This window comes from Enterobacter sp. SA197, from assembly GCF_054131575.1.
The window spans coordinates 3,424,921-3,450,638 of sequence record NZ_CP096393.1 but is presented as its reverse complement, the minus strand read 5'-3'; the positions used below and the strand labels follow the sequence as shown (position 1 = coordinate 3,450,638).

23 protein-coding genes are annotated in these 25,718 nt (G+C 53.5%); 21 read left to right on the top strand and 2 right to left on the bottom strand.

The genetic code is table 11. The features are described 5' to 3' along the window. The first annotated feature begins 56 nt into the window (after positions 1-56). The 8 genes from M1D91_RS16240 to purF all read left to right on the top strand — a co-directional run bounded on the left by M1D91_RS16240 (position 57) and on the right by purF (position 8,168). Positions 57-1,070, top strand: a complete 1,014-nt coding sequence (locus M1D91_RS16240; protein ID WP_437430673.1) for an aspartate-semialdehyde dehydrogenase — start codon at positions 57-59, stop codon at positions 1,068-1,070. After that, positions 1,070-1,882, top strand: a complete 813-nt coding sequence (gene truA, locus M1D91_RS16235) for a tRNA pseudouridine(38-40) synthase TruA (RefSeq protein WP_437430674.1) — start codon at positions 1,070-1,072, stop codon at positions 1,880-1,882. Before M1D91_RS16240 ends, truA begins: the two co-directional genes overlap by 1 nt. A gap of 26 nt (positions 1,883-1,908) precedes the next feature. After that, a complete protein-coding gene (locus M1D91_RS16230) occupies positions 1,909-2,568 on the top strand; it encodes a DedA family protein (protein ID WP_437430675.1) in 660 nt (219 codons plus the stop codon). A 103-nt stretch (positions 2,569-2,671) separates the two neighbouring features. Next, entirely contained in the window at positions 2,672-3,586 is a 915-nt protein-coding gene (gene accD / locus M1D91_RS16225) for an acetyl-CoA carboxylase, carboxyltransferase subunit beta (protein ID WP_437430676.1), read from the top strand. A 194-nt stretch (positions 3,587-3,780) separates the two neighbouring features. Beyond that, on the top strand, positions 3,781-5,049 hold the full coding sequence (gene folC / locus M1D91_RS16220; protein ID WP_437430677.1) for a bifunctional tetrahydrofolate synthase/dihydrofolate synthase: 1,269 nt from the start codon (positions 3,781-3,783) through the stop codon (positions 5,047-5,049). Beyond that, positions 5,039-5,719, top strand: a complete 681-nt coding sequence (gene dedD, locus M1D91_RS16215; protein ID WP_437430678.1) for a cell division protein DedD — start codon at positions 5,039-5,041, stop codon at positions 5,717-5,719. The genes folC and dedD overlap by 11 nt, the downstream gene beginning before the upstream one ends. A gap of 267 nt (positions 5,720-5,986) precedes the next feature. Continuing rightward, entirely contained in the window at positions 5,987-6,475 is a 489-nt protein-coding gene (cvpA, locus tag M1D91_RS16210) for a colicin V production protein (RefSeq protein WP_437430679.1), read from the top strand. 175 nt (positions 6,476-6,650) lie between these two features. Continuing rightward, on the top strand, positions 6,651-8,168 hold the full coding sequence (purF, locus tag M1D91_RS16205) for an amidophosphoribosyltransferase (protein ID WP_437430680.1): 1,518 nt from the start codon (positions 6,651-6,653) through the stop codon (positions 8,166-8,168). Between the two features lie 37 nt (positions 8,169-8,205). On the opposite strand, the gene M1D91_RS16200 is transcribed toward purF, so the two are convergent. Next, complete coding sequence (locus M1D91_RS16200; RefSeq protein WP_437430681.1) at positions 8,206-9,633, bottom strand: sigma-54 interaction domain-containing protein; 1,428 nt, start codon at positions 9,631-9,633, stop codon at positions 8,206-8,208. A gap of 206 nt (positions 9,634-9,839) precedes the next feature. Here M1D91_RS16200 and dokD point away from each other — a divergent pair, with 206 nt between their 5' ends. The 10 genes from dokD (at position 9,840) to hisP (ending at position 20,327) form a co-directional block, all read left to right on the top strand. Next, on the top strand, positions 9,840-11,237 hold the full coding sequence (gene dokD, locus M1D91_RS16195) for an ornithine/lysine decarboxylase DokD (RefSeq protein WP_437430682.1): 1,398 nt from the start codon (positions 9,840-9,842) through the stop codon (positions 11,235-11,237). A gap of 94 nt (positions 11,238-11,331) precedes the next feature. Further along, positions 11,332-12,753, top strand: coding sequence for an APC family permease (locus M1D91_RS16190; RefSeq protein WP_437430683.1), 1,422 nt, complete (start codon positions 11,332-11,334; stop codon positions 12,751-12,753). Between the two features lies 1 nt (position 12,754). Further along, entirely contained in the window at positions 12,755-13,858 is a 1,104-nt protein-coding gene (locus M1D91_RS16185; protein ID WP_437430684.1) for an alanine/ornithine racemase family PLP-dependent enzyme, read from the top strand. Between the two features lie 59 nt (positions 13,859-13,917). Further along, positions 13,918-15,312: an amino acid permease gene (locus M1D91_RS16180; protein ID WP_437430685.1), complete on the top strand. Its 1,395-nt coding sequence runs from the start codon at positions 13,918-13,920 to the stop codon at positions 15,310-15,312. An 87-nt stretch (positions 15,313-15,399) separates the two neighbouring features. Beyond that, positions 15,400-15,981, top strand: a complete 582-nt coding sequence (locus M1D91_RS16175) for a UbiX family flavin prenyltransferase (RefSeq protein ID WP_437430686.1) — start codon at positions 15,400-15,402, stop codon at positions 15,979-15,981. Positions 15,982-16,248: 267 nt separating this feature from the next. Further along, complete coding sequence (gene argT, locus M1D91_RS16170) at positions 16,249-17,031, top strand: lysine/arginine/ornithine ABC transporter substrate-binding protein ArgT (protein WP_437430687.1); 783 nt, start codon at positions 16,249-16,251, stop codon at positions 17,029-17,031. 247 nt (positions 17,032-17,278) lie between these two features. Then, complete coding sequence (hisJ, locus tag M1D91_RS16165) at positions 17,279-18,061, top strand: histidine ABC transporter substrate-binding protein HisJ (RefSeq protein WP_437430688.1); 783 nt, start codon at positions 17,279-17,281, stop codon at positions 18,059-18,061. An 85-nt stretch (positions 18,062-18,146) separates the two neighbouring features. After that, positions 18,147-18,833, top strand: a complete 687-nt coding sequence (locus M1D91_RS16160; RefSeq protein ID WP_437430689.1) for a histidine ABC transporter permease HisQ — start codon at positions 18,147-18,149, stop codon at positions 18,831-18,833. After that, positions 18,830-19,546 (top strand): ABC transporter permease, encoded by a 717-nt coding sequence (locus tag M1D91_RS16155; protein ID WP_437430690.1) that lies wholly within the window; start codon positions 18,830-18,832, stop codon positions 19,544-19,546. Before M1D91_RS16160 ends, M1D91_RS16155 begins: the two co-directional genes overlap by 4 nt. Positions 19,547-19,553: 7 nt before the next feature. Then, entirely contained in the window at positions 19,554-20,327 is a 774-nt protein-coding gene (gene hisP, locus M1D91_RS16150) for a histidine ABC transporter ATP-binding protein HisP (RefSeq protein WP_437430691.1), read from the top strand. A gap of 30 nt (positions 20,328-20,357) precedes the next feature. On the opposite strand, the gene M1D91_RS16145 is transcribed toward hisP, so the two are convergent. After that, a complete protein-coding gene (locus tag M1D91_RS16145; RefSeq protein WP_437430692.1) occupies positions 20,358-21,305 on the bottom strand; it encodes a sugar-binding transcriptional regulator in 948 nt (315 codons plus the stop codon). A 199-nt stretch (positions 21,306-21,504) separates the two neighbouring features. Here M1D91_RS16145 and dalD point away from each other — a divergent pair, with 199 nt between their 5' ends. The 3 genes from dalD (at position 21,505) to M1D91_RS16130 (ending at position 25,712) form a co-directional block, all read left to right on the top strand. Beyond that, on the top strand, positions 21,505-22,902 hold the full coding sequence (dalD, locus tag M1D91_RS16140) for a D-arabinitol 4-dehydrogenase (protein WP_437430693.1): 1,398 nt from the start codon (positions 21,505-21,507) through the stop codon (positions 22,900-22,902). A gap of 9 nt (positions 22,903-22,911) precedes the next feature. After that, on the top strand, positions 22,912-24,372 hold the full coding sequence (xylB, locus tag M1D91_RS16135) for a xylulokinase (protein ID WP_437430694.1): 1,461 nt from the start codon (positions 22,912-22,914) through the stop codon (positions 24,370-24,372). A 65-nt stretch (positions 24,373-24,437) separates the two neighbouring features. Then, positions 24,438-25,712 carry an MFS transporter gene (locus M1D91_RS16130; protein WP_437430695.1) on the top strand — a complete coding sequence of 425 codons (1,275 nt, stop codon included), beginning with the start codon at positions 24,438-24,440 and terminating at the stop codon, positions 25,710-25,712. The last annotated feature ends 6 nt before the right edge of the window (positions 25,713-25,718 follow it).

Below are 25,718 nucleotides of genomic sequence, written 5' to 3'. Positions count from 1 at the left end.
TAATGCTGCCCGCCGGGTACTCTGGCGGGCACGCTTTATTTCTGGAGTAAATCACCATGTCTGAAGGCTGGAATATTGCCGTCCTGGGTGCCACCGGTGCCGTAGGCGAAGCCTTACTTGAAACCTTGTCCGCCCGTGAGTTCCCCGTCGGAGAGCTGCATGCACTGGCGCGCAATGAAAGCGCCGGTGAATCACTGCGTTATAACGGAAAAACCGTGCGCGTTCAGGATGCTGCCGGGTTTGACTGGACCCAGGCGCAACTGGCGTTTTTTGTGGCAGGTGCGCAGGCCTCTGCGGATTACATTGAAGAAGCCACCAACGCCGGGTGCCTGGTTATTGATGCCAGCGGCCTGTTTGCGCTGGAACCGGATGTTCCGCTGGTGGTACCGGACGTGAACCCATTCGTGCTGAGCGATTATCGTAACCGCAATATCATTGCCGTGCCGGACGCGATGACCAGCCAGTTGTTGACGGCGCTAAAGCCACTGATTGATGTGGGTGGGCTGTCACGTATCTCCGTCACCAATCTGATGTCCGTTTCGGCGCTGGGTAAAAAGGCCGTTGATGCGCTTGCCGGGCAGAGCGCCAAACTGCTCAACGGCATTCCGATCGATGAAGATGATTTCTTTGGTCGCCAGCTGGCATTCAATATGCTCCCGATGCTGCCGGATCGTGAAGGTGTGGTGCCGGTTGAACGTCGTCTGGTCGATGAGGTGCGTAAGATTCTTCAGGACGAGGGGCTGATGGTTTCTGTCAACAGCGTTCGCGCTCCGGTCTTCTACGGCCATGCGCAGATGGTGAGCTTTGAGGCGATGCGTCCTCTGGCGGCAGAAGAAGCCCGCGATGCGTTTGGTCAAGGTGAAGACATTGTGCTTTCTGAAGAACAGGCGTTTCCGACTCAGGTTGCCGACGCCTCCGGTAGCGCCCATTTATCAGTAGGCTGCGTGCGCAATGATTACGGCATACCTGAGCAGGTTCAGTTCTGGTCGGTTGCCGACAACGTCCGCTTTGGCGGCGCACTGATGTCGGTCAGGATCGCTGAAAAATTGATTCAGGAGTACCTGTACTGATGTCCGACGTTGTGGAAAAGCCGCTGCTAAAAATCGCACTGGGCATCGAATACGACGGCAGTAAGTATTACGGCTGGCAGCGTCAGCAGGAGGTGCGTAGCGTTCAGGAAAAACTGGAAAAAGCGCTCTCACAGGTGGCGAATGAACCCATTGGCGTATTTTGCGCCGGGCGTACTGACGCTGGCGTACACGCCACAGGCCAGGTGGTACATTTCGAAACCAGCGCGGTGCGCAAAGATGCAGCCTGGACATTAGGCGTAAATGCGAATTTACCTGGAGACATCGCGGTGCGTTGGGTGAAACATGTTCCCGACGATTTTCATGCCCGTTTCAGTGCCACCGCGCGCCGTTACCGCTACGTCATCTACAATCATCGTCTGCGCCCTGCGGTGCTGGGCCAGGGGGTGACGCACTACCATCTGCCGCTGGATGCCGGGCGGATGCAGCGTGCGGCACAATGTTTACTGGGTGAAAATGATTTTACCTCGTTTCGTGCCGTACAGTGCCAGTCGCGTACACCCTGGCGCTTTATGATGCACATTCAGGTGCAACGTTATGGCGCTTACGTTGTGGTCGACATCAAAGCGAATGCCTTTGTACACCATATGGTCAGGAATATCGTCGGCAGCCTGCTGGAAGTGGGGGCCGGGAACCAGCCGGAGAGTTGGATAGCAGAGCTACTGGCAGCTAAGGACAGAACGCTGGCAGCCGCAACGGCAAAAGCAGAAGGGTTGTATCTTGTCGCCGTGGATTACCCACCGCATTTCGGCCTGCCTGCATTGCCAATGGGTCCGCTGTTTCTTGCGGACTAGTCGCAATCAACCAAGGCAAAGACAATATGGACGTAATACGCTTTCTTATTGATTTCATCCTGCATATTGATGTGCACCTGGCGGAGCTGGTGGCGCAGTATGGCATGTGGGTTTACGCGATCCTGTTCATCATCCTGTTTTGCGAAACCGGACTGGTAGTGACGCCGTTTTTACCCGGTGACTCGCTGCTGTTTGTTGCCGGCGCGCTGGCATCGCTTGAGACCAACGACCTTAACGTCCATGTGATGGTTTTACTGATGCTGGTCGCGGCAATCGTCGGGGATGCGGTCAACTACACCATCGGGCGGCTTTTTGGTGACAGGCTTTTCAGCAATCCCGATTCAAAAATTTTCCGCCGCGCTTATCTTGATAAAACACATCAGTTTTATGAGAAACACGGCGGTAAGACCATTATCCTGGCGCGTTTTGTGCCGATCGTGCGCACTTTTGCGCCTTTCGTCGCCGGGATGGGGCATATGTCCTATCGCCACTTTGCCCTGTTCAACGTGGCGGGCGCGCTGTTATGGGTGTTACTCTTTACCTATGCAGGTTACTTTTTTGGCACCTTGCCCCTGGTGCAGGAAAATCTTAAGTTGCTGATTGTCGCCATCATCGTGGTGTCTATACTACCTGGGGTGATTGAGGTGATTCGTCACCGCCGGGCGGCGTCTCGACAGACAAAATAAGAACTCATCGGCGGTTCGACCACTTTTTTATCCCAAGTTTCGAACTGTTATGTTTTAATGTGCCCCATTTATGGGCTACCAGGTTCATGCATAAAGGTTATCAATGAGCTGGATTGAACGAATCAAAAGCAATATTACCCCCACCCGTAAGGCGAGCATCCCTGAAGGTGTGTGGACGAAATGCGACAGCTGCGGTCAGGTACTTTACCGTGCCGAGCTGGAGCGTAACCTTGAGGTCTGCCCGAAGTGTGACCACCACATGCGTATGACAGCGCGTAATCGCCTGCATAGCCTGATGGATGAAGGTTCAATGGTCGAGCTGGGTAGCGAACTCGAGCCAAAAGATGTGCTCAAGTTCCGCGACTCTAAAAAATACAAAGATCGACTGGCAAGCGCGCAGAAAGAGACCGGCGAGAAAGATGCGCTGGTAGTCATGAAAGGTACGCTGCATGGCATGCCGGTGGTTGCTGCCGCGTTCGAATTTGCCTTTATGGGCGGTTCAATGGGGTCTGTTGTCGGCGCGCGTTTTGTCCGCGCTGTGGAACAGGCGCTGGAAGATAACTGCCCGCTCATCTGCTTCTCCGCTTCCGGTGGCGCGCGCATGCAGGAAGCACTGATGTCGCTGATGCAGATGGCCAAAACCTCTGCGGCGCTGGCGAAGATGCAGGAGCGCGGTCTGCCGTATATCTCCGTGCTCACCGACCCGACTATGGGTGGCGTCTCTGCAAGCTTTGCGATGCTGGGTGATCTGAATATCGCCGAGCCGAAAGCGCTGATTGGCTTTGCCGGTCCACGCGTCATCGAGCAGACGGTACGTGAAAAACTGCCGCCGGGCTTCCAGCGCAGTGAGTTTCTGATTGAGAAAGGCGCTATCGATATGATCGTTCGCCGTGCCGACATGCGCTTTAAGCTGGCAAGCATTCTGGCGAAGCTGACCAATCAGCCTGCACCAGACCCGGATGCGCCGCGTGAAAGCGTGGTGGTGCCGCCGGTGCCGGATCAGGAAACCGAAGCCTGATAATACCGAAGGGCAGTGCCATCGCGGCGCTGCCCTTTTGCTTTTATTACCCGTCCTGATTCAAATTGCATGTGCGTTGGCTGTACTCGTTCACCCGAACCACTTACTGGAGTAAGCTCATCGGGACTCGCTCGCTTGCCGCCTGCCTGCAACTCGAATTAACAGGGTAACTATCATCAAAAACTACGGGCATCATGGAAATTAAACGCAATTTGCAAGCCACGTCGCCCCTGGCCGCGTGGCTTTCTTATCTGGAAAACCTGCACAGTAAATCCATCGATCTGGGCCTTCTGCGCGTCAGTCAGGTTGCCGCGCGTCTTGATGTGTCGCGTCCGGCTCCCTTTGTTTTTACCGTGGCAGGCACTAACGGCAAAGGCACCACCTGCCGTACGCTGGAAGCCATGCTTCTCGCCGCAGGGTTTAAGGTTGGGGTCTATAGCTCCCCTCATCTGGTGCGCTACACCGAACGCGTGCGCATTCAGAACGCCGAGCTTGCCGACAGTTACCACACCCGTGCCTTTGCGCAGATTGAAGCCGTACGTGGCGAAACATCCCTGACCTATTTCGAGTACAGCACCCTGGCAGCGCTCTGGCTGTTTAAACAGGCAGCTGTGGATGTGGTTATCCTTGAAGTGGGTCTGGGCGGGCGTCTGGATGCCACCAACCTGGTAGATGCCGATGTGGCGGTTGTCACCAGTATCGCCCTCGATCACACCGACTGGCTGGGGCCGGACCGTGAAAGTATTGGCCGCGAAAAAGCGGGCGTGTTCCGCGGTGGCAAACCTGCGGTGGTCGGTGAAAATGATATGCCGCAGACCATCGCAGAGGTGGCGAATGAGAAAGGGGCGCAGCTCATGCGTCGTGGCGTTGACTGGCAGTATGAGGTGCAGGGCGAAAGCTGGCGCTTTACGGATGCGCAGGGCGAGTTAACCGGTCTGCCGCTGCCTCAGGTGCCGCAACCCAATGCGGCGACGGCACTGGCCGCGCTTCGCGCCAGTGGGTTAGCGGTGAGCGAAGCGGCCATTCGTGAGGGCATCGCTGGCGCGATGTTGCCTGGACGCTTCCAGATTGTGGGTGACAACCCTCGCCTGATTCTGGATGTGGCGCATAATCCTCATGCGGCGGCATATCTTGCCGGGCGCCTGAGTGCAGAACCAAAAAAAGGTCGGGTACTGGCGGTCATTGGTATGCTGCATGATAAAGACATCGCCGGGACGCTTGCCTGTCTGGAGCCGGTGGTCGATAGCTGGTATTGTGCCCCTCTGGAAGGACCGCGTGGCGCTACGGCGCAGCAGCTGATGGCGCATCTGCCCGCGGGCCATGAATATCAGGATGTTGCCGCTGCCTGGCAGGCAGCGATGGCGGAGTCAAAAGCCGAAGATACCGTGCTGGTGTGTGGCTCTTTCCACACGGTGGCACATGTCATGGAAGCGTTGGAGGCGGGGAGAACCGGTGGCGAGTAAGTTTCAGAACCGTTTGATGGGGACCATTGTGCTGGTAGCGCTGGGGGTTATTATTCTTCCGGGCCTGCTGGACGGGCAAAAAAAGCATTATCAGGATGAGTTCGCCGCGATCCCACTGGTGCCCAAACCGGGAGATCGTGATGAGCCCGACATGATGCCTGCTGCGACTCAGGCGTTGCCGGCCCAGCCGCCGGAAGGCGCGGCAGAAGAGGTGCGTGCGGGAGATGCCGCCGCGCCCTCGCTGGATGTTTCGCGCCAGGCCGCCAGTGGTGCAGCGAATCCCGAGATCACTACACCTGCCCGCAGCGAACAGCCCAAAACCGCAGAGAGAGCGCAGCCTAAGCCGCAGTCTCAAAAACCGGTTGAGCAGGTGGCCTCAACCCCTCCGGTGGTGGAACAACCTGCGGCAGATAAATCTGCTCCGATTGGTAAAGCCTATGTTGTTCAACTGGGTGCCCTGAAGAACGCTGATAAAGTCACGGAAATTGTCGGCAAACTTCGGGGGGCGGGTTATCGCGTTTATACGTCGCCGACCACGCCTGTCCCGGGTAAAATAACCCGCATTCTGGTAGGGCCTGATGCCTCGAAGGACAAACTGAAAGGTTCACTGGGTGAACTGAAGCAGATTTCGGGGCTCAACGGCGTGGTGATGAATTACAGCGCGAACTAGTATGCGGTTTTCCCCCTCGCCCTAACCCTCTCCCCATAGGGGCGAAGGGATGGTTTGCTCCCTCTCCCTTGAGGGAGAGGGCCGGGGTGAGGGTGTAAATACGAATTTAAAAACACGCCCGAAGAGGCTTAAGATTCGATGGCGTTGAATGTTTTTTCAGCGCCATTTTTATTTACGCATGGGAAGGAAATCCCTACGCAAACGTTTTCTTTTTCTGTTAGAATTCGCCCCGAACTGGACGACAGGGCGATTAATCGTGGGACACATATGGTCTGGATTGATTACGCCATCATCGCGGTGATTGGTTTTTCCTGTCTGGTTAGCCTTATCCGTGGCTTTGTTCGTGAAGCGTTATCGCTGGTGACATGGGGCTGTGCTTTCTTTGTTGCCAGTCATTACTACACTTACCTGTCAGTCTGGTTCACGGGCTTTGAAGATGAACTGGTTCGCAACGGAATCGCCATTGCGGCGCTGTTCATTGCGACACTGATCGTTGGCGCTATCGTTAACTTCGTGATAGGTCAACTTGTGGAAAAAACCGGCCTGTCGGGTACAGACAGGGTGTTGGGGATCTGCTTTGGTGCGCTGCGAGGTGTACTGATCGTCGCCGCCATTCTGTTCTTTCTTGATACCTTTACGGGCCTGTCGAAAAGTGACGACTGGCAGAAGTCGCAGTTTATTCCGCAATTCAGTTTCATCATCAGATGGTTCTTTGACTATCTGCAAAGTTCGTCAAGTTTCTTGCCCAGGGTTTAGCTCTGAGATGTGGCTTAGAACCTGGCTCATCAGGCTGGTTTAGGTGCCATTTTGAACCAGGGCGGTGTTCACAATCCTTACGTACTCACCGTACGTTCCGGTTGCTGCGCTGTCCCTTCAAACTGGCTACGACAATGAGGCCTGATAAGCAGATTCTTAACGAGGAAAAAGACGTATGTGCGGTATTGTCGGAATCGCCGGTTTCATGCCGGTCAACCAGTCGATTTATGACGCGTTATCGGTGCTTCAGCACCGTGGCCAGGATGCTGCTGGCATCATTACTATTGATGCAAATAATTGTTTCCGTCTGCGCAAAGCAAATGGCATGGTCAACGACGTTTTCGAAGCCCGCCATATGCAGCGCCTGCAGGGAAACATGGGTATCGGTCATGTCCGTTATCCGACTGCAGGGAGCTCCAGTGCCTCCGAGGCACAGCCTTTTTACGTAAACTCCCCTTACGGCATCACGCTTGCCCACAACGGCAACCTGACGAATGCTCATGAGCTGCGCACCCGACTCTTTGAAGAGAAGCGCCGTCATATCAATACCACCTCTGATTCAGAAATCCTGCTCAATATCTTTGCCAGCGAGCTGGATAACTTCCGCCACTACCCGCTGGAAGCCGATAACATTTTTGCCGCCATTGCCGCGACGAATCGTCATATTCGCGGGGCTTATGCCTGTATCGCAATGATTATCGGCCACGGTATGGTTGGCTTCCGCGATCCGAACGGAATTCGTCCGCTGGTACTGGGTAAGCGCGAGCTGGGCGACGGGCGCACGGAATACATGATGGCCTCGGAAAGCGTGGCACTGGATACGCTGGGCTTCGAATTTCTGCGTGATGTCGCACCTGGCGAAGCGGTGTATGTCACTGAGAAAGGTCAGCTCTTTAGCCGTCAGTGTGCTGATAATCCCGTCTCGAATCCGTGTCTGTTTGAGTATGTCTATTTCGCGCGTCCGGACTCGTTCATTGACAAAATCTCCGTCTACAGCGCCCGCGTTAATATGGGCACCAAACTTGGTGAAAAAATTGCCCGTGAATGGGAAGATTTAGACATTGACGTGGTGATCCCGATTCCGGAAACCTCCTGCGACATCGCGCTGGAGATGGCCCGTATTCTGGGTAAACCGTATCGCCAGGGATTTGTGAAAAACCGCTACGTTGGCCGTACCTTTATCATGCCGGGCCAGCAGCTGCGCCGTAAGTCCGTGCGCCGTAAGCTGAACGCTAACCGCGCTGAGTTCCGCGGTAAGAACGTCCTGCTGGTGGATGACTCCATCGTGCGTGGCACCACCTCAGAGCAGATTATCGAGATGGCGCGCGAAGCGGGCGCGAAGAAAGTTTATCTGGCTTCCGCGGCACCGGAAATTCGTTTCCCCAACGTCTATGGTATCGATATGCCCACGGCTAACGAGCTGATTGCTCACGGCCGTGAAGTTGATGAGATCCGCCAGATTATCGGCGCTGATGCATTAATCTTCCAGGATCTGGACGATTTGATTGATGCGGTTCGTGCAGAAAACCCGGACATTCAGCAATTCGAATGCTCTGTCTTTAATGGCGTTTATGTGACTAAAGACGTCAACCAGCAGTACCTCGACTATCTCGACTCCCTGCGTAATGATGATGCCAAAGCCGTGCAGCTTCTGAACGAAGTGGAAAGCTTAGAGATGCATAACGAAGGGTAATTGCGTTTGCCAGCGATCCGCCGATCGCTGGCAGCCTTTAGTGGTGTACAACACCAATATGAATACCGTGCTTTTGAACTTTGTATTGCAGTGTCGTGCGCGACATACTCAGACTGCGCGCGGCGGCAGCAATATTGCCCTGATGCATATCCAGAGCCGATTCAATAACGCTCTTTTCGAAATTTGCCACCTGTAGGTCAAGGGGGCTACAGGGATCGCCGGGCCTGACAGCCTGTTGCGCAGTGGGCGGAACGCTTTGCGTTAAACCCAAATGCAGCTCCTCCTCATCAAAGACAATTCTTTTTAATACGCCATCTTTCTGCTGCATGATCATGCTGCGAACGATAGTGTTTTCCAGCATGCGAATATTTCCCGGCCATTGACGGTTAATGAGCGTTATTCGGGCCTCTTCGCCCAGACCATGAATATCCTGTGGCACTTCGTTACGATATTTATCAATGAAATAATTGGCCAGTAACACGATATCTTCTGGCCGCTTGCGAAGCGGTAGCAGTGCCAGCATGCCCACGTTAAGCCGGTAAAAAAGATCGGCGCGCAGCCGCCCCTGTTGAATTAATTCAGAGGGGGCTTCGTTCATTGCAGCGACAATACGCACATCTGAGCACTGCTGCTGCTGACCACCCAGCTTCCAGAATGTTTTATCCTGCAGGAAGCGAAGCAGCTTACTTTGCATCTCCAGAGGCATCGCGTTGAGTTCATCAAGAAAGAGGGTGCCGCCACTGGCGAGTTCAAGATAACCCTGACTATTTTCTGCGCCGGTAAATGCGCCGCGTACCGTACCGAAAAGAGTACTCTCAATTAATGTTGGCGGCAGCGCGCTACAATTCAGGGCAATAAAAGGTTTATCAGCGCGTTTACTGTACTGATGTATTAAACGTGAAAAAAGCTCTTTTCCGGTTCCCGTTTCACCAATGATGGTGACGGGGATATTACTGGCTGCCAGGCGTTTAGCTTTTTCAATAATGCCGAGCATTTCGGGGTTTTCGGTGATAATGCATGGGTACTGCTCATTGCTTCCGGCATAGAGTAAGCGATTAAGCTCAACGACCTGCTCTTGCAACCTCCTGACGCCGGACATATTCCTGCCAATTTCTATTACACCAATCATATTGCCACTGCCTGAATAAAGGGGGGCAGTGGTATGTTGATAATCAACCGCCTGGCCACGGGCATTATAATAAATCTGATAATGGCCTATATATTCTACGCCGCTTTTAAGAGAGGAAAGCATTGTGCTTTGCGCCTCTTTCATTGCCGGGTAGACCTCCAGCATGTGCTTTCCTATTGCTCGCTCTCTGCTATAACCATCAAGCTCTGCACTCTCCTGGTTGTAATAGACATATTCACCCTGCAGGTTTATTACCGCGAGAGGCTGATGGATAAGATCAAAAAAGCGGGAGAACATCTGTAATGCGGTGACCAGTTCCTTGTCTGCTGCACTCATACATTGACGCCTTAATCGATTGACGAAAGCACGATTATAGAGCGACAAAAATTCGGCGTTTTGATGAAAAATTGCGAAAGTGGCAAAAATTTTAAAACAGGTAAAATTATAATTTATTGAAATTTAACAATAAAATAATGGCATGCCTGTTGCTTTAGCCTTTTTAACCATAAGGGCAAGTCTTACAACAACAAGCAGAGGGTGTTATGTCTGATTTTATTGCTGAAAATTACAACCATTTACGTGATGAATTACTCACACAGGATCGTCGTTTCAAAAACCAGGAGGAGCACTTATATTTCGATGGGGTAGACCTGGATGCGCTGGCTCGTAAATATCCTACGCCGTTTTATGTTTTCTCTGAAGCCGAAATTATCCGTAACATCAATGAAATTCAGGAGGCCTTTGCTGCGCATAATAAGGTGAAAACCTTTTTTGCTTCAAAAACCTGTTCCGTCATGGGGGTCTTACAGGCTATTCGTGATGCCGGAATTTGTGCCGAAGCCAACTCGCAGTTCGAAGTTCGCAAATGTCTTGAAATTGGTTTTCGCGGCGATCAAATAGTTTTTAATGGCGTGGTGAAAAAGCCTGCCGATCTGGAATTTGCCATCGCAAACGATCTCTATTTGATTAATGTCGATAGTCTGTATGAACTCGATCATATTGACCGTATTTCCCGCAAATTGAACAAAACGGCCAATGTTTGCGTACGTGTGGAACCCAACGTTCCTTCGGCAACCCATGCGGAACTGGTCACGGCGTTTCATGCCAAATCCGGTCTTGACCTTGAGCAGGCGGAAGAGACCTGTCGTCGAATCCTTGAAATGCCCTATGTCCATCTGCGGGGCTTACATATGCATGTCGGGGACCAGGTGCCGGAATCTGAACCCTTTGCCAAAGCGACAAAGGTGTTGGTGGATGAATCCCGCCGTCTGGAGGAGGTGTTAGGCATTAAATTTGACTTGATCAACGTTGGCGGTGGGATCCCGGTTCCCTATAAATATGATGAAGAAAACGGCGATCCGCTGAAAGACAATATGTATGCGGGCATCACGGCGAAAGATTTTGCCGATGCGGTCATCCGCGAAGTTCATAAATGGCGTACTGACGTCGAAATCTGCATTGAACCCGGGCGCAAAGTGACCGGCTCCGCAGCGGTATTGCTGACAGAAGTCTCCTGTGAAAAACGCAAAACGAACTATGACATCACTGGCAACGTTGAATGCCACGTCGAGTGGAAATTTGTCGACGCAGGCTACAGCGTTCTCTCTGACAGTCAGCATTTTGACTGGTTCTTTTATGTTTATAACGCGTCCCGCATTACCAGCGAACATGACGCGTGGATCAAACTGGCAGGCCCGTTATGCGACGGAGGCGACTATTTCCATATGGGGGTGAAGGGCGAAGAATTCCTGATGCCGAAAGAGACGCAAGTGGGGGATATTGTCGCCTTTCTTGATGCCGGGGCTTATACCATCGAAAGCCAGACTGTTTATAACAACCGTCCGCGAACGGCGGTGGTGATGATCGATAAATACGGAAACGATCGCCTTATCCGTCGCGAAGATACTTATGAAGATATGGTCAAGTACGACATTTTTTAAAACCGTACCCGCCGGACTCTGGCGCAGTCAGAGTCCGGCTGTCATGCATTCGAAGAGCGCATTGAAGCGCTTAATTGAATAACAGGAGATGGCCATGAGTAACGATAAGTCTGGCTTACTTGGCATCAAAGACATTGTTTTCATGAATGTCATTGCAATATTAAGTTTGCGGCAAATTCCCAACGTCGCCCCTTATGGGGCCTCGGCAATGCTGCTTTGGGTTATCGCTGCATTTTGTCTGTTCTTTCCGCTGGCAATGGTGTGTGGGGAGCTCTCCACCGGCTGGCCGAAAGATGGTGGAATATTTGTCTGGATAAAAGAGGCGTTCGGAAAACGTATTGCATGGATTGTGGTGGTGTGCTTCCTTTTTTCCTGCGTATTGTTTTTTCCTTTGATGCTTCAATTCGGTTTTACCGCCCTCGGCTACATGATTGGCGGTGGTCTTGCAGAAAATAAAGCGTTTATAGGTATTGGGTCGGCGGTTATTTTTTGGCTGTTGACGCTGATGAATATTCGCGGAATGGAGTGGACCAAGATAATCAACAGTATCAGTGCCTGGTGCGGGGTATTTATCCCCTCCGCCATCCTGATTATTCTCGCTATTGTATGGTTGGCCACCGGGCATCAAATGCAAACAGACTATGCGACGGCAGGGAACTGGATCCCCGATCTTGGCCACTGGGACACGGTTGTATTCCTTTCGAGCATGATGTTTGCCTTTGCCGGTCTGGAAGTCGCGCCGATGATTGCCGGGCGAACCCGTAATCCGCAACGCGATTTTCCGCGCGCGATGGCGGTTTCAGCCGCCGTTATTGTCGGTATTTATATGGTCGGAACATGGGCCTTAAATACCCTGCTACCTGCAGGCAAAACCGATATTGTTGCCGGTGTGATGCAGGCCATGCACTCCGCTGCGGACACGCTACATATGCCGTGGCTGATTCCCGTCATGGCCTGTTGTATGTTTTTTGGTGCTTTAGGTCAGATTAACTCCTGGCTTGTCGGTCCCATCTATATGCTGCAGGAAGCCTCACGTGAGGATAATTTGCTGGGGGATAAAATTGCACACCTGCATCCGGAATGGAAAACGCCCGCTTACGCATTGACCGTTCAGGCGATTATTGTCACGGTTTTATGTTTCTCCACCTTTATATCTCCAAGCGTTGCCGCGGCATACTGGATGCTGACCGCACTCACTACCATCACCTATTTTATTCCATATCTGGTGATGTTCCCGGCCTTCTGGCGTCTGCGTCACACGCAGCCCAATACGCCAAGAAGTTTCAAAATACCCGGTAAGGTATTACCGGCGCTTCTACCCGCACTGGGTTTTATTTCCATCGCATTTGCTGTGGTCCTGCTTTTTATTCCGCCCTCTCAGGTAGATATGGGTGGCTATTTTCAGTATGCGGGCAAAATTATTGGCGGTGCCCTGCTGGCAATTATCGTGGCTGAATTTATCTACCAACGGGCCCAGAGGCGTAATGCTCGTCTGAGCATGGCGAGAGGAAAATAATATGTATATGCCAGTTCTTGAAATTGATTTAGGTAAGCTTGAAGAAAATGCCCGCACGGAAAAAGCCATACTGGGAAACAGCGGTATAGAAGTGATGGCAGTAAACAAAGTTTTTGACGGTTGCGTCGAAACAGCCCAGGCCGTTTTTAATGCGGGAATTGAGGTTATTGCCGAATCACGAACTTACAATTTGCAAAAAATTCGCCATATTGGCTGCACGACCTGTCTGTTGCGTAGCCCATGCCTGAGTGAAATTGAAGAGGTCGTTCGTTACGCTGATATCAGCCTGAACAGCGAACCCGTGGTTCTACAGGCATTATCCCTTGAGGCGCAACGGCAGAATAAAACGCATCAGATTTTGCTGATGATCGACATGGGCGATCTGCGTGAGGGGATCTGGTTTAGTGAATATCAACGAATTCTCTCTACCATCACACTGATTACTGAGTTGCCAGGGCTGGCGCTTTACGGATTGGGTACAAATTTCAACTGCTACGGTACTGTCCTGCCGTCGGTGAAAAATGGTGAAGATTTCCTGGCGCTGGTTGCACGACTGGAAGCAGACAGCGGAACGACGGTTCGCCGTCTCTCTGCCGGAAACTGCACCAGCTACCATTTGCTCGACAAGGGGTTATGGCCGGCGGGGCTCAATCATTTGCGCATAGGCGGTCTGCATGAATTCGGCATCGAATATGTGGATATGAAATATCTGGATGAATTTCATCATTCAGCGAAGCCTGTCGACAAAGCCTGCTCCAGTCTGTACGTGCTGGAAGCCGAAATCATCGAGCTGAACAGTAAACCGACGGTCCCGGTTGGAGAGCTGGGTGTGGATGCGTTTTTGCAAACTAAAACCTTTGTCGATCATGGTGTGCGCCGCCGTGCCTTACTGGCGTTTGGTCGACAGGATGTGCCTTCAGATAACTGTGTGCCCTGTGATGACACAATCAGCGTGTTAGGGCAGACCAGCGATCATACCCTGGTTGACATCGAGGATTGCCAGCAGCCATTAAACGTCGGGGATGTGGTTCGCTTCGAACTGGATTACACCGGCCTGTTGATGGCATGTCAGACCAAAGGCATTGCCATGCGGTTTAAACACTAGATGTTAGCGCCGCGGGCACGCGTCCGCGGCAACGCTATAGCCACAGACAGGAAGCAACCATGAGCGCCCTGCAAGAACTCCCGCCTGCGGAGTCAGAATATGGACTAAAGCGTAACCTGAAAAAGCGCCATCTTTTGATGATGTCGATCGGGGGAACGATTGGGACAGGTTTGTTTATCGGCATTGCTGAACCTTTATACAGCGTCGGGCCAGCCGGCACATTGCTGGCCTATCTTTTTGCCGGTGCCATTATGCTGGCGACGATGGCCTGCCTCGGTGAATTGTCATGTGCCTTTCCCCATTCCGGCTCTTTTCAGCATTACGCCCTGATGTTTATGCCTCATCCACTTTTCAGCTACACCATTGGATGGTTGTACTGGCTAAGCTGGGTATTTTCGCTGGCCGCTGATTTAACCGCCGCCAGCTTCATTGCCAGTCACTATTTTCCTGCCATCCCCGTTCACTATTTCTGTTTCTTCATCCTCTGCATCCTGACACTGGTTAATTTGCTTTCGGCGAAACTGTTTGGCGAATGTGAATACTGGCTTTCGGCAATTAAAGTCTTTGCGATTGTGTTGTTTATCGGTGCGGGCGGTTTACTGATTGCCTCATTGTCCGGTGATGCGCAGTGGCACCCGACACTGAAAATGGGCGGGGTCTGGTTTCCTCATGGCGGGTGGCAAATTCTGGTCTGTATGACCATCGTGATTTACTCGTTTCAGGGCGTGGAGCTGGTGGGCAACGCCGCAGGAGAGACCGAATCGCCACAGAAGGTATTGCCAAAAGTCATTCTGGGCATTGGCCTGCGGATCATCCTTTTTTATGGTCTGGCGATTGCCGTTCTTGCGCTGGTGTATCCGCGGGACAGGATACCCGACGGGCAAAGTCCTTTTGTATGGGTGTTTTCCCAGGTTGGCATTCCGGGCGCCGGTACACTTATGATGCTGGTTATTTTCTCTGCCGCCGTGTCAGCGGCAAATTCGGCCATTTATGCCAGCTCACGGATGCTCTGGTCTATGGCGGGCGACCGTTTCGCCCCTGCCTGTTTCCGGGCGGTGAATCAGGCAGGTGTGCCGGTAAAGGCGATTTTACTGACCGTCGCGCTGGCGCTCGTCTCGTTGTTAACCCGCTATATTCCCGCGCAACAGTTCTATCTTTATCTTATTGCCAGCACCGGGCAGGTGGGTTGTCTGGCCTGGATAACCATTGGCTGGTGTCAGTACCGTTTCCGGTGTGCAGTCAACCACGGTCGCTATCCGCAAAGCGTGTTGCGTTATCGCTCCCCGTTTTTCCCGTGGGTGGCGTGGGGGGTTATTCTCAGCAATACGGCGATTATTATTGGCACCTGGTTTAGTGAGCAAGGCGGGCTGATAATGCTTATTGAGATGCTCTTGATGGTGCTGATCGTGGCTTCCTGGTTTTGTCTGCCGGGCGGGCGGGGGGAGAAGGGGTAGTCGGCCGGGCCGGAGGATGAGACGCCTTATTGCAACTGCTGCCATATTCCGGCAAAGTCTGCCTCAGTGTGACTAAGGACGACAGCTATGAAACGACTCATTGTGGGGATCTCCGGTGCCAGCGGCGCCATTTACGGCGTGCGTTTGTTGCAGGTATTACGCGACGTAGCAGATGTGGAAACCCATCTGGTGATGAGCCCTGCAGCCCGCCAGACCCTCTCCCTCGAAACAACCTTCGCGCTGCGCGATGTACAGGCGTTTGCCGATGTGGTGCACGATGTGCGTGACATCGCCGCCAGCATCTCCTCTGGCTCGTTCAAAACTGCAGGCATGGTTATCTTACCCTGCTCGATTAAAACCCTTTCCGGCATTGTGAACAGCTTTACTGACAGCCTGCTTACCCGCGCGGCGGACGTAGTGCTTAAGGAGCGTCGTCCACTGGTACTGTGCGTGCGTGAAACGCCACTGCATCTTGGCCATCTGCGCCTGATGACGCAAGCTTCTGAGCTTGGCGCGGTTATCATGCCCCCGGTCCCGGCGTTTTATCACAACCCGCAGAGTCTCGATGATGTCATCAATCAGACCGTCAATCGGGTACTGGATCAGTTTGCTATTGAACTGCCGCAGGATCTTTTTCTGCGCTGGCAGGGGGGGAATGGCGCAAAATAGTGCGTCGTCCCCGGAGGTGCCCTTTTTTAGGGCATTTTTGTAACCGCGATCATATCCTCAACATTTAATCCCTTTTTTGCGCCTCTAACGCTCTGGATCGTTTAGTCGACCTGCTATCTTTCACCATTAAGGTGACTTTGCAACGTTTTGTTAACAAATCTAACGCTGATGTTTTTCCTGCGGGAGAAACTGGCATAAGACGTGCAAGGTATCCGTCAGCAACAACACAACGCACGATAATAAAATCAGAACACTTGAGGGTTATGTATGAAGAAGACGGTTATTGCTCTGTCTTTACTGCTGGGTTTGTCCGCGGTATCCAGCGTTTACGCAGCACTTCCCCAGACGGTACGTATTGGTACAGATGCGACCTATGCGCCATTCTCTTCAAAAGATTCGAAAGGGGATTTCGTCGGTTTTGATATCGATCTCGGTAACGAGATGTGTAGCCGTATCAAGGTGAAATGCACCTGGGTGGGCAGCGATTTTGATGCCTTAATTCCCTCCCTGAAAGCGAAGAAAATCGACGCAATCATCTCTTCGCTTTCCATTACCGAGAAGCGTCAGCAAGAAATTGCCTTCTCTGAAAAACTGTACGCTGCTGACTCTCGCCTGATTGCCGCCAAAGGCTCAACCATTCAGCCTACGCTCGACTCGCTGAAAGGTAAGCATGTAGGTGTTCTGCAAGGCTCTACCCAGGAAGGTTACGCTAACGATAACTGGCGCAGTAAAGGCATTGATGTGGTGGCGTACCAGAATCAGGACTTGATCTATTCAGACCTGGCGGCAGGCCGTCTGGATGCCGCCTTGCAGGATGAAGTGGCTGCCAGCGAAGGCTTCCTGAAACAGCCTGCGGGGAAAGAATTTGCTTTTGCCGGTGCCTCGGTTAAAGACAAAAAATACTTTGGTGACGGCACAGGCATTGGTCTGCGTAAAGATGATAAGGAACTCAAAGCCGCTTTCGATAAGGCTTTTGATGAACTGCGTAAAGATGGCACCTACGACAAGCTGGCGAAGAAATACTTCGACTTTAATGTCTACGGTGACTGATTAACTACGTAGCTGAACTATGCGCCATTCTGGTCCGCCAGCGTGGTGCATAACTACCAGTGATGATTCATGATGGTGCAAAGGTTGCACTGATTTGGCGCATCACTGCATAAATAAGCAGAAACAGTGCAAAAAAAGCCGCCGGGCGGGCAGAATGCTTTGCCTTGCTGTGCCATCTAATGGCACGATAGCGACACCGTATTCTTCTAATAAATCCCTTAGGAAAGACAGTCAGTTGAGGATAACTATGAAAAAATTGGTGTTATCACTTTCTCTGGTGTTCGCTATCTCCAGCGCCTCCGGCGCATTCGCAGCCATCCCACAAAAACTTCGTATCGGTACCGATCCTACTTATGCCCCCTTTGAATCGAAGAATTCACAGGGAGAATTGGTGGGTTTTGATATCGATCTGGCTAAAGCGCTGTGCGAACGCATCAAAACGCAGTGTGTGTTTATTGAGAACCCACTGGATGCGCTGATCCCTTCGCTCAAAGCGAAGAAAATTGATGCCATCATGTCGTCTCTGTCAATTACTGAAAAACGCCAGCAGGAAATTTCTTTCACCGACAAACTGTACGCAGCCGATTCGCGTCTGGTCGTTGCCAAAGATTCTGATATTCAGCCTGACATCGATAAGCTTAAAGGCAAGCGTGTAGGCGTGCTGCAAGGTACGACGCAGGAAACCTACGGCAATGTGCACTGGGCGCCGAAAGGCATTGAAATCGTCTCTTACCAGGGGCAGGACAATATCTATTCTGACCTGACGGCAGGACGTATTGATGCGGCTTTCCAGGATGAAGTGGCCGCCAGCGAAGGCTTCCTGAAAACCCCGGTCGGTAAAGACTACAAATTTGGCGGTCCGTCTGTGAAAGACGAACAGCTGTTTGGCGTCGGTACCGGAATGGGCGTGCGTAAGGAAGACAATGAGTTGCGTGAAGCGCTGAACAAAGCATTTGCTGAGATGCGTGCCGATGGCACCTATGAAAAGCTGGCGAAAAAGTATTTTGATTTTGATGTTTATGGTGGTTAATTCCACGCGTGTTTAACGTGCGACCCCTCCCGGTCCGGGAGGGGAAGAGACGCGGCAAACATGATTACACGACAGGGCAAGCTGCATGCTGTACGGGTTTTCACAAGTTATATTCCACGGTGCCTTGGTCACTCTTGAGCTGGCTATCAGCTCAGTGGTGCTGGCGGTGCTGATTGGGCTTGCGGGCGCGGGAGCGAAACTCTCGAAAAATCGTCCGCTGGCACTGATTTTCGAAGGTTACACCACCCTCATTCGCGGCGTGCCGGACCTCGTTCTGATGCTGCTTATCTTTTACGGACTGCAAATCGCGCTCAATACGCTGACCGATGCAATAGGCATGGATCAGATCGATATTGATCCTATGGTGGCGGGTATCATTACGCTCGGTTTTATTTACGGAGCCTATTTTACTGAGACCTTCCGTGGCGCGTTTATGGCCGTGCCGAAAGGGCATATTGAAGCTGCGACGGCGTTCGGTTTCACCAACGGCCAGACTTTCCGCCGCATTCTGTTTCCGGCGATGATGCGTTTTGCGCTGCCGGGTATCGGTAACAACTGGCAGGTTATTCTCAAGGCCACGGCGCTGGTTTCCTTGCTGGGACTGGAAGATGTGGTCAAAGCAACCCAGCTTGCCGGAAAGAGCACCTGGGAGCCGTTCTACTTCGCCATTGTGTGTGGAGTTATCTATCTGGTGTTTACCACCGTATCTAATGGCGTACTGCTTCTTCTCGAACGTCGCTACTCCGTCGGTGTGAAGAGGGCTGACCTGTGATCGAGATTATTCAGGAGTACTGGAAATCGCTGTTATGGACCGATGGCTACCGTTTTACCGGCGTGGCTGTCACCTTATGGCTGCTCATTTCGTCCGTAGTGATGGGCGGGATCCTGGCACTGTTTCTGGCGATCGGACGCGTCTCCAGTAACAGATACATTCAGTTCCCCATCTGGTTGTTTACCTATATTTTCCGTGGCACGCCACTTTACGTGCAGCTGCTGGTTTTCTATTCCGGTATGTATACCCTGGAGGTCGTGAAGGGGACGGAGCTGTTGAACGCGTTTTTCCGAAGCGGTCTGAACTGCACGGTGCTGGCGCTGACGCTGAATACCTGCGCCTACACCACCGAGATTTTTGCCGGGGCGATACGCTCTGTACCGGCCGGGGAAATTGAAGCCGCACGGGCCTATGGTTTTTCATCTGTGAAGCTGTATCGCTGCATTATTCTACCCTCGGCGCTGCGTATTGCGTTACCGGCCTACAGCAACGAAGTTATTTTAATGCTGCACTCTACGGCGCTTGCCTTCACCGCGACGGTGCCGGATTTGCTGAAAATTGCCCGTGACATTAACTCCGCCACCTATCAGCCCTTTACCGCATTTGGTCTTGCTGCGGTGCTGTATCTGATTATCTCTTATGCACTGATTAGCATGTTCCGCAAAGCGGAAAAACGCTGGCTGCAGCATATAAAACCCTCTTCGACGCACTGAGAACATCATGTCTGACAATAAATTAAACGTTACCGATTTGCATAAACGCTATGGCGAGCATGAAGTGCTGAAAGGGGTGTCGCTGAAGGCTAATGCCGGGGATGTCATAAGCATTATCGGCTCGTCAGGTTCGGGCAAGAGTACCTTTCTGCGCTGCATTAACTTCCTCGAAAAACCGAGTGAAGGGTCAATCGTGGTAAGCGGTGAGAATATCAATCTGGTACGCGATAAAGACGGCCAGCTGAAGGTTGCCGATAAGCATCAACTGCGGATGCTGCGCACCCGCCTGACCATGGTATTCCAGCACTTCAATTTGTGGAGCCATATGACGGTACTGGAGAACGTCATGGAAGCGCCGATTCAGGTGCTGGGTCTGAGCAAACAGGAAGCCCGCGACCGTGCTGTCAAATACCTGGCTAAGGTCGGTATTGATGAGATGCAGCGGGCCAAATATCCGGTGCACCTTTCCGGAGGACAGCAGCAGCGTGTTTCTATTGCCCGTGCGCTGGCGATGGAGCCGGAAGTGCTGCTGTTTGATGAGCCGACCTCCGCACTGGACCCGGAGCTGGTGGGCGAAGTACTGCGTATCATGCAGCAGCTCGCGGAAGAGGGAAAAACAATGGTCGTGGTGACGCACGAAATGGGCTTTGCCCGAACCGTCTCCAGCCACGTGATTTTCCTGCATCAGGGCAAAATCGAAGAAGAAGGGACACCGGATGCGCTGTTCGGCAATCCCAAAAGTGCCCGTCTGCAGCAGTTTCTTAAAGGCTCACTTAAGTAACAGACAGGCTACCGGCAGCGCCGGTAGCCCTTATTCTGCGAGCAGTTTCAACGCGGTATCCTCGTCCGTGACCAGCCCGTTAACCCATCCCCCAATCAGGGCTGCGCGAATAGCGGCATATTTACGCTCACCGCCAGCAAACCCCACTACCGACCGGTCGGTATGACTACTCAGAGGCACGCTGGTTAACATGGCGTCCAGCTCTGAATTAAGGCGTACCCCGTCGTGATTAAAGAAATGACCCAGCATTTCTCCTGCGACATGCTGCTTTTCCAGATCCCGGACCTGCGCGTCGGTAATAAAGCCTTCGGTATTCAGCGGGCAACCCAGCTGCACTTCCCCAATCCCCAGAAACGTGACATCGGCTGCCAGGGCACGGGCGGCGACACGCTGATAAACCTGATGCTGACACCAGCTGGTTTTATCTTCCGGGCTGTCGGCATAAAGCGGGGCGGGAATAAAGTAATACTTGCCCTGCATTTTCTCCGCCATTTTCAGCGGCACATCGTAACGGGTACCGGAATCATCCCGGGCGATAGCGCCAATCATGGAGACACACTGATGCTGCGGGCGATCCTGCCAGGGCAGGGCGTCAATCACTGCGCGCAGGGTTTTTCCGGAGCCTACCCCAAACACCTGTGGCGCGGTATTGTCGATAAATTGCGACATGACCTCTGCCCCTTCCACCGCCAGCATCTGCTGTATGGCCTCGTCCTCAAGCCCGGAAGAGGGCACGACCCGGCATAAGCCAAGGGCGTACTTTTCCTGCAGATCCCGCGCCAGTTTCAAACAGCGTGTCACCGGATGGCTGATATTTACCGTCACCATTCCCATCTCCCGCGCGCCGGAAATCAACCGTTGGGCAACCTGACGAGATAACCCCAGCGCGGCGGCAATGTCCTGCTGCGTCAACCCGGCGACGTAATACATCCAGGCGGCGCGGGCAGCGAGTTCCTGTTTCTTCTCTTCTTTGTTCATCAACGCATTCCCCAAAAGTTCTGCTGACAGTGTACGCGAAACGGGCAGCGCAACAAAAATGGGCAAATGTAATTTTTAAGGGCAAAAGCCATTTTCGTGAAGGGCATCGCAGAACGATCCTGTATCCGGCTACTAACATACGTTCAACAAACGGGCATAAGCCCGTTAAACAGTCAAATGCTCATAAAAGGTGATGATTATGTCCGAGAAGAAAGCGGTGTGGATGCATATTGGTGCCGGGTCGTTTCATCGTGCTCATCAGGCGTGGTATTTGCACAAATTGCTGGAGCAGGGGGATGACCGCTGGAGTATCGCGCTGGGAAACATTCGTGATGATGCCAGTGCGCTGCTCACAAGCCTTGCCGCTCAGAATGGCGAATATGTGCTGGAAACCGTCTCCCCGGAGGGCGAGCGCCAGTACGAAACCATTACCTCCATTCGCAAGGTGTTGCCGTGGGACCGCGACATCAGCGCCCTGGTGAAACAGGGCGCCGATGCGCAAACGCGGGTTATCGCTTTTACCGTGACCGAAAGCGGTTATTACCTGACGCCGGAGCACGAGCTGGATATGCAACAGGCGGATGTGAAGGCGGATTTACAGGATGGCATCCGCACCCTGTACGGCGCGCTGACCCGTATTCTGAAAGCGCGTATTGCGGCGCATGGCGAACCGGTGACCCTGCTGAACTGCGATAATTTGCGTCATAACGGCGAGCGTTTCCGTCATGGTTTTCTCTCCTTCCTGCAGGCCAAAGGTGAAACGGAGCTCTTTGCCTGGGTCAAAGCCCACACCACCTCACCCAACACCATGGTTGACCGCATCACCCCGCGTCCGACGCCGGATGTGGCAGAGCGCGTGCTGGCAGCAACGGGCATCCATGACGCCGTACCGGTGATGGGTGAATCTTTCATTCAGTGGGTCATTGAGGATGATTTTATCAATGGTCGCCCGGCGCTGGAAAAAGTTGGCGTTGAGCTGGTGGCCTCCGTGCTCCCCTGGGAAGAGGCGAAAATTCGTATTCTTAATGCCACCCATAGCTGCATTGCCTGGGCAGGTACGCTGATTGGTCTGAGCTATATAGACGACAGCACCCGGCAGAGCGCCATCCGCCAGATGGCCTGGGAGTATGTCTCCCGCGATGTGATCCCATCGCTAACGCCAAGCCCGCTGGATCTGGCGCAGTACCGCGACGTAGTCCTCGCGCGCTTTAGTAATCCCTATATCAAAGATACCAACCAGCGTGTCGCGGCGGACGGCCTGTCAAAAATTCCGGGGATGGTCACACCGACGCTTATCGCGTGTTACAAACGCGGTGCCGCACCGACTGCCACCGCCGTGCTGCCCGCCCTTTTCTTCCTGTTCCTCAAACGCTGGGCCGATGGTTCTCTGCCCTACACCTATCAGGATGGGGTGATGCAACCTGACGCGGTGCGTGCGGTGTTTGAAGCAAAAGACCCGCTTGCGGTGTGGGCTGCTGACGAGGCGCTTTTTGCAGAGCTGGCGAACTCGGCTGAATTCCTCACTCTGCTGCGCCGCACCGTGGCAGAACTTGAGCAGTGGTTAACGCAACCTGAATCGCAACTGGCGGCAGTGTAAGGGGGCGCTATGTATCTGGGCATTGATATTGGTACCTCAGAATTAAAAGCACTGCTTATTGACACCACCGGCGAAATTGTTGGCTCGGCGCACGCTGCACTCACCGTGCAGCGTCCACATCCGCACTGGGCGGAGCAGGACCCGCTTGCCTGGTGGCAGGCCTGTGGCCGCGTGGTGGCCGAACTGCGTCAGCAGCATCCGCAGCAGTGGGCGGCAATTCGCGCGATAGGGTTGTCGGGGCAGATGCATGGCGCGGTGCTTCTCGACAAAGAGAACCAGGTTTTGCGCCCGTGCATATTATGGAATGACACCCGCAGCGCCGCGGAGTGCGCATGGCTGAGTGAGCATCATCCGGAAATGATGACCCTCAGCGGCAACATGATCATGCCGGGTTTCACCGCGCCCAAGCTGGTGTGGGTAGCCCGTCACGAGCCGGAGATTTTTACCCGTGTCGCCAAAGTGCTGCTGCCGAAAGATTACCTGCGCTGGCGTCTCACCGGGGAGTTCGTGAGCGATCCGTCTGATGCGGCCGGCACGTTGTGGCTGGATGTGGCAAAACGCGACTGGTCTGACGAACTGCTGGCGATGACCTCTCTCAACCGCGGTCAGATGCCTGCGCTGGTGGAGGGCAGTGAGTGCAGCGGAACGCTGCGAGCGACACTCGCTACCGAGTGGGGGTTAAGTTCCTCGGTTATCGTCGCCGGTGGCGGAGGCGATAACGCCACCTCTGCGGTGGGCGTAGGGGCAGTAGCGCCGGGCGATGCGTTTATTTCACTCGGCACCTCCGGGGTGATTTTTGTGGTCAACGAGGCGCTGCAGGCTGACCCGAACTCTGGCGTACATGCCTTCTGTCACGCGCTGCCGGGCCGCTGGCACCAGATGAGCGTAATGCTCAGCGCGGCGAGCTGTCTGCGCTGGGTCTGCGATCTGCTGTCGGTGACCGAGAGCCAGCTTATGGAAGAGATTGCACAGCTTAGTGACGATGTGCGAAAACGCGCGCCGCTCTTCCTGCCCTATCTTTCAGGAGAGCGCACGCCGCATAACGATCCGCTGGCGGCGGGCAGCTTCTTTAATCTGCGCCATGAAACCAGCCGTGCACTGCTGGGGTATGCGGTGATAGAAGGGGTTACCTTCGGTCTGGCTGATGGTCTGAATGTGCTCGGTAACGCCAACATTACCCAGTGCAGCCTCACGGGCGGGGGCGCCCGCAGTACCGTCTGGGCGCAACTGATTGCCGATGTGCTGAACATCCCGATGGTGACCCATCCCGCAAGCTCATCCGGTGCGCTGGGCGCCGCTCGCCTGGCGTGGCTCGCTGACGGCGGCCAGGAGGAAAACGTGTGTCTTAAACCGCCGGTGGTGGCGCGTTATACCCCGCAGCCCGCACGGGCTGACTGGCTGGCAAAACGACTGGCGCTGTTCCGCCTGCTCTATCAGCAACAACAGGAAGCGCGCGCGTTACTGCCTTAATCCACATGCCCCGACCTCTGTACCGTCGTCGGGGTGACTCTCCTGGCTAATAAAGGAAGATTGTTATGCAATCTAATGACTACTGGTTTGGCTTACCGAAAAAACTGCTCTGGGGATTTGTCGCCATCGCGATTTTTATGGCTGGCGATGGCTTTGAAATGGCATTCCTGTCCAAGCACATTACCGACATGGGATTCACGCCTGCTCAGTCGGCACTGGTCTTTACCTTGTATGGTCTTGCGGCAGCGCTGGCGGCCTGGGCATCCGGCGTGGTGGCGGAGCTAATAACACCACAGCGGGCAATGATCATCGGCTTTGTGCTGTGGGTCATCATGCATGCCCTGTTTATGTCGTTAGGCCTTGGGATGCGTAACTACCCGCTGATGCTGTTGTTCTATGGTATCCGCGGTCTGGCCTATCCGCTGTTTATTTACTCCTTCATGTTGATGCTGGTGCAGGTGCTGCCGCGTCCGAATCTGGCGGCGGCCACCGGCTGGTTCTGGGCTATGTACTCTGTCGGCATTGGCGTGGTGGGTAGCTATCTGCCGAGCCTGACTATCCCGATGTTTGGTGAAACCGGCACCCTGTGGTTTGCTATTGTCTGGGTGACCTGCGGTGGGCTGCTTGCCTGGTTCAGCCTGCGTAACGTGCCGGTGGATCGCTCGCGGGTGAACCTGCCGCTGCGCGATAAAATGACCGAGCTTTCCCGTGCGGGCACCATCTTGTTTACCAACCGCGATATCTTTTACGCCTGCCTTATCCGCATCATCAATACGCTGTCGCTGTTCGGTTTTGCCATCGTCATGCCGCTGCTGTTTGTTGACCGGCTGGGCTTTAGCATCTCTGAATGGCTGCAAATCTGGGCGGTATTCTTCTTCGTCACCATTTTTACCAATATCTTCTGGGGTATCGCTGGCGAGTATATCGGCTGGATCCGCCAGGTGCGCTGGTTTGGTTGCCTGGGAATGGCGATTTCCAGTCTGACCTTCTACTATCTGCCCCTTTACGCCGGGCATAATTTCGCCGTCGCCCTGATTCCTGCGGTGATGCTGGGGATTTTTGTCGCGGCATTCGTACCGATGACGGCGGTCTTCCCGACCCTTGAACCGCATCATAAAGGCGCTGCGGTCTCGATTTATAACCTCTCCGCCGGAATGAGTAACTTTGTTGCCCCGGCTATCGCCTCGGCACTGCTACCCTTCTTCGATATCGTAGGCGTGGTGTGGGCTTACACCGGGCTATACCTCTTTGCCGGTGTGCTGACCTTTATCATCAAGGTGCCGCAGCCGAAGCGTGTTCCGTCTGAGCGAGGGGCAAAAGAGGCAGAACAGAGCGTGTAGGTCAGA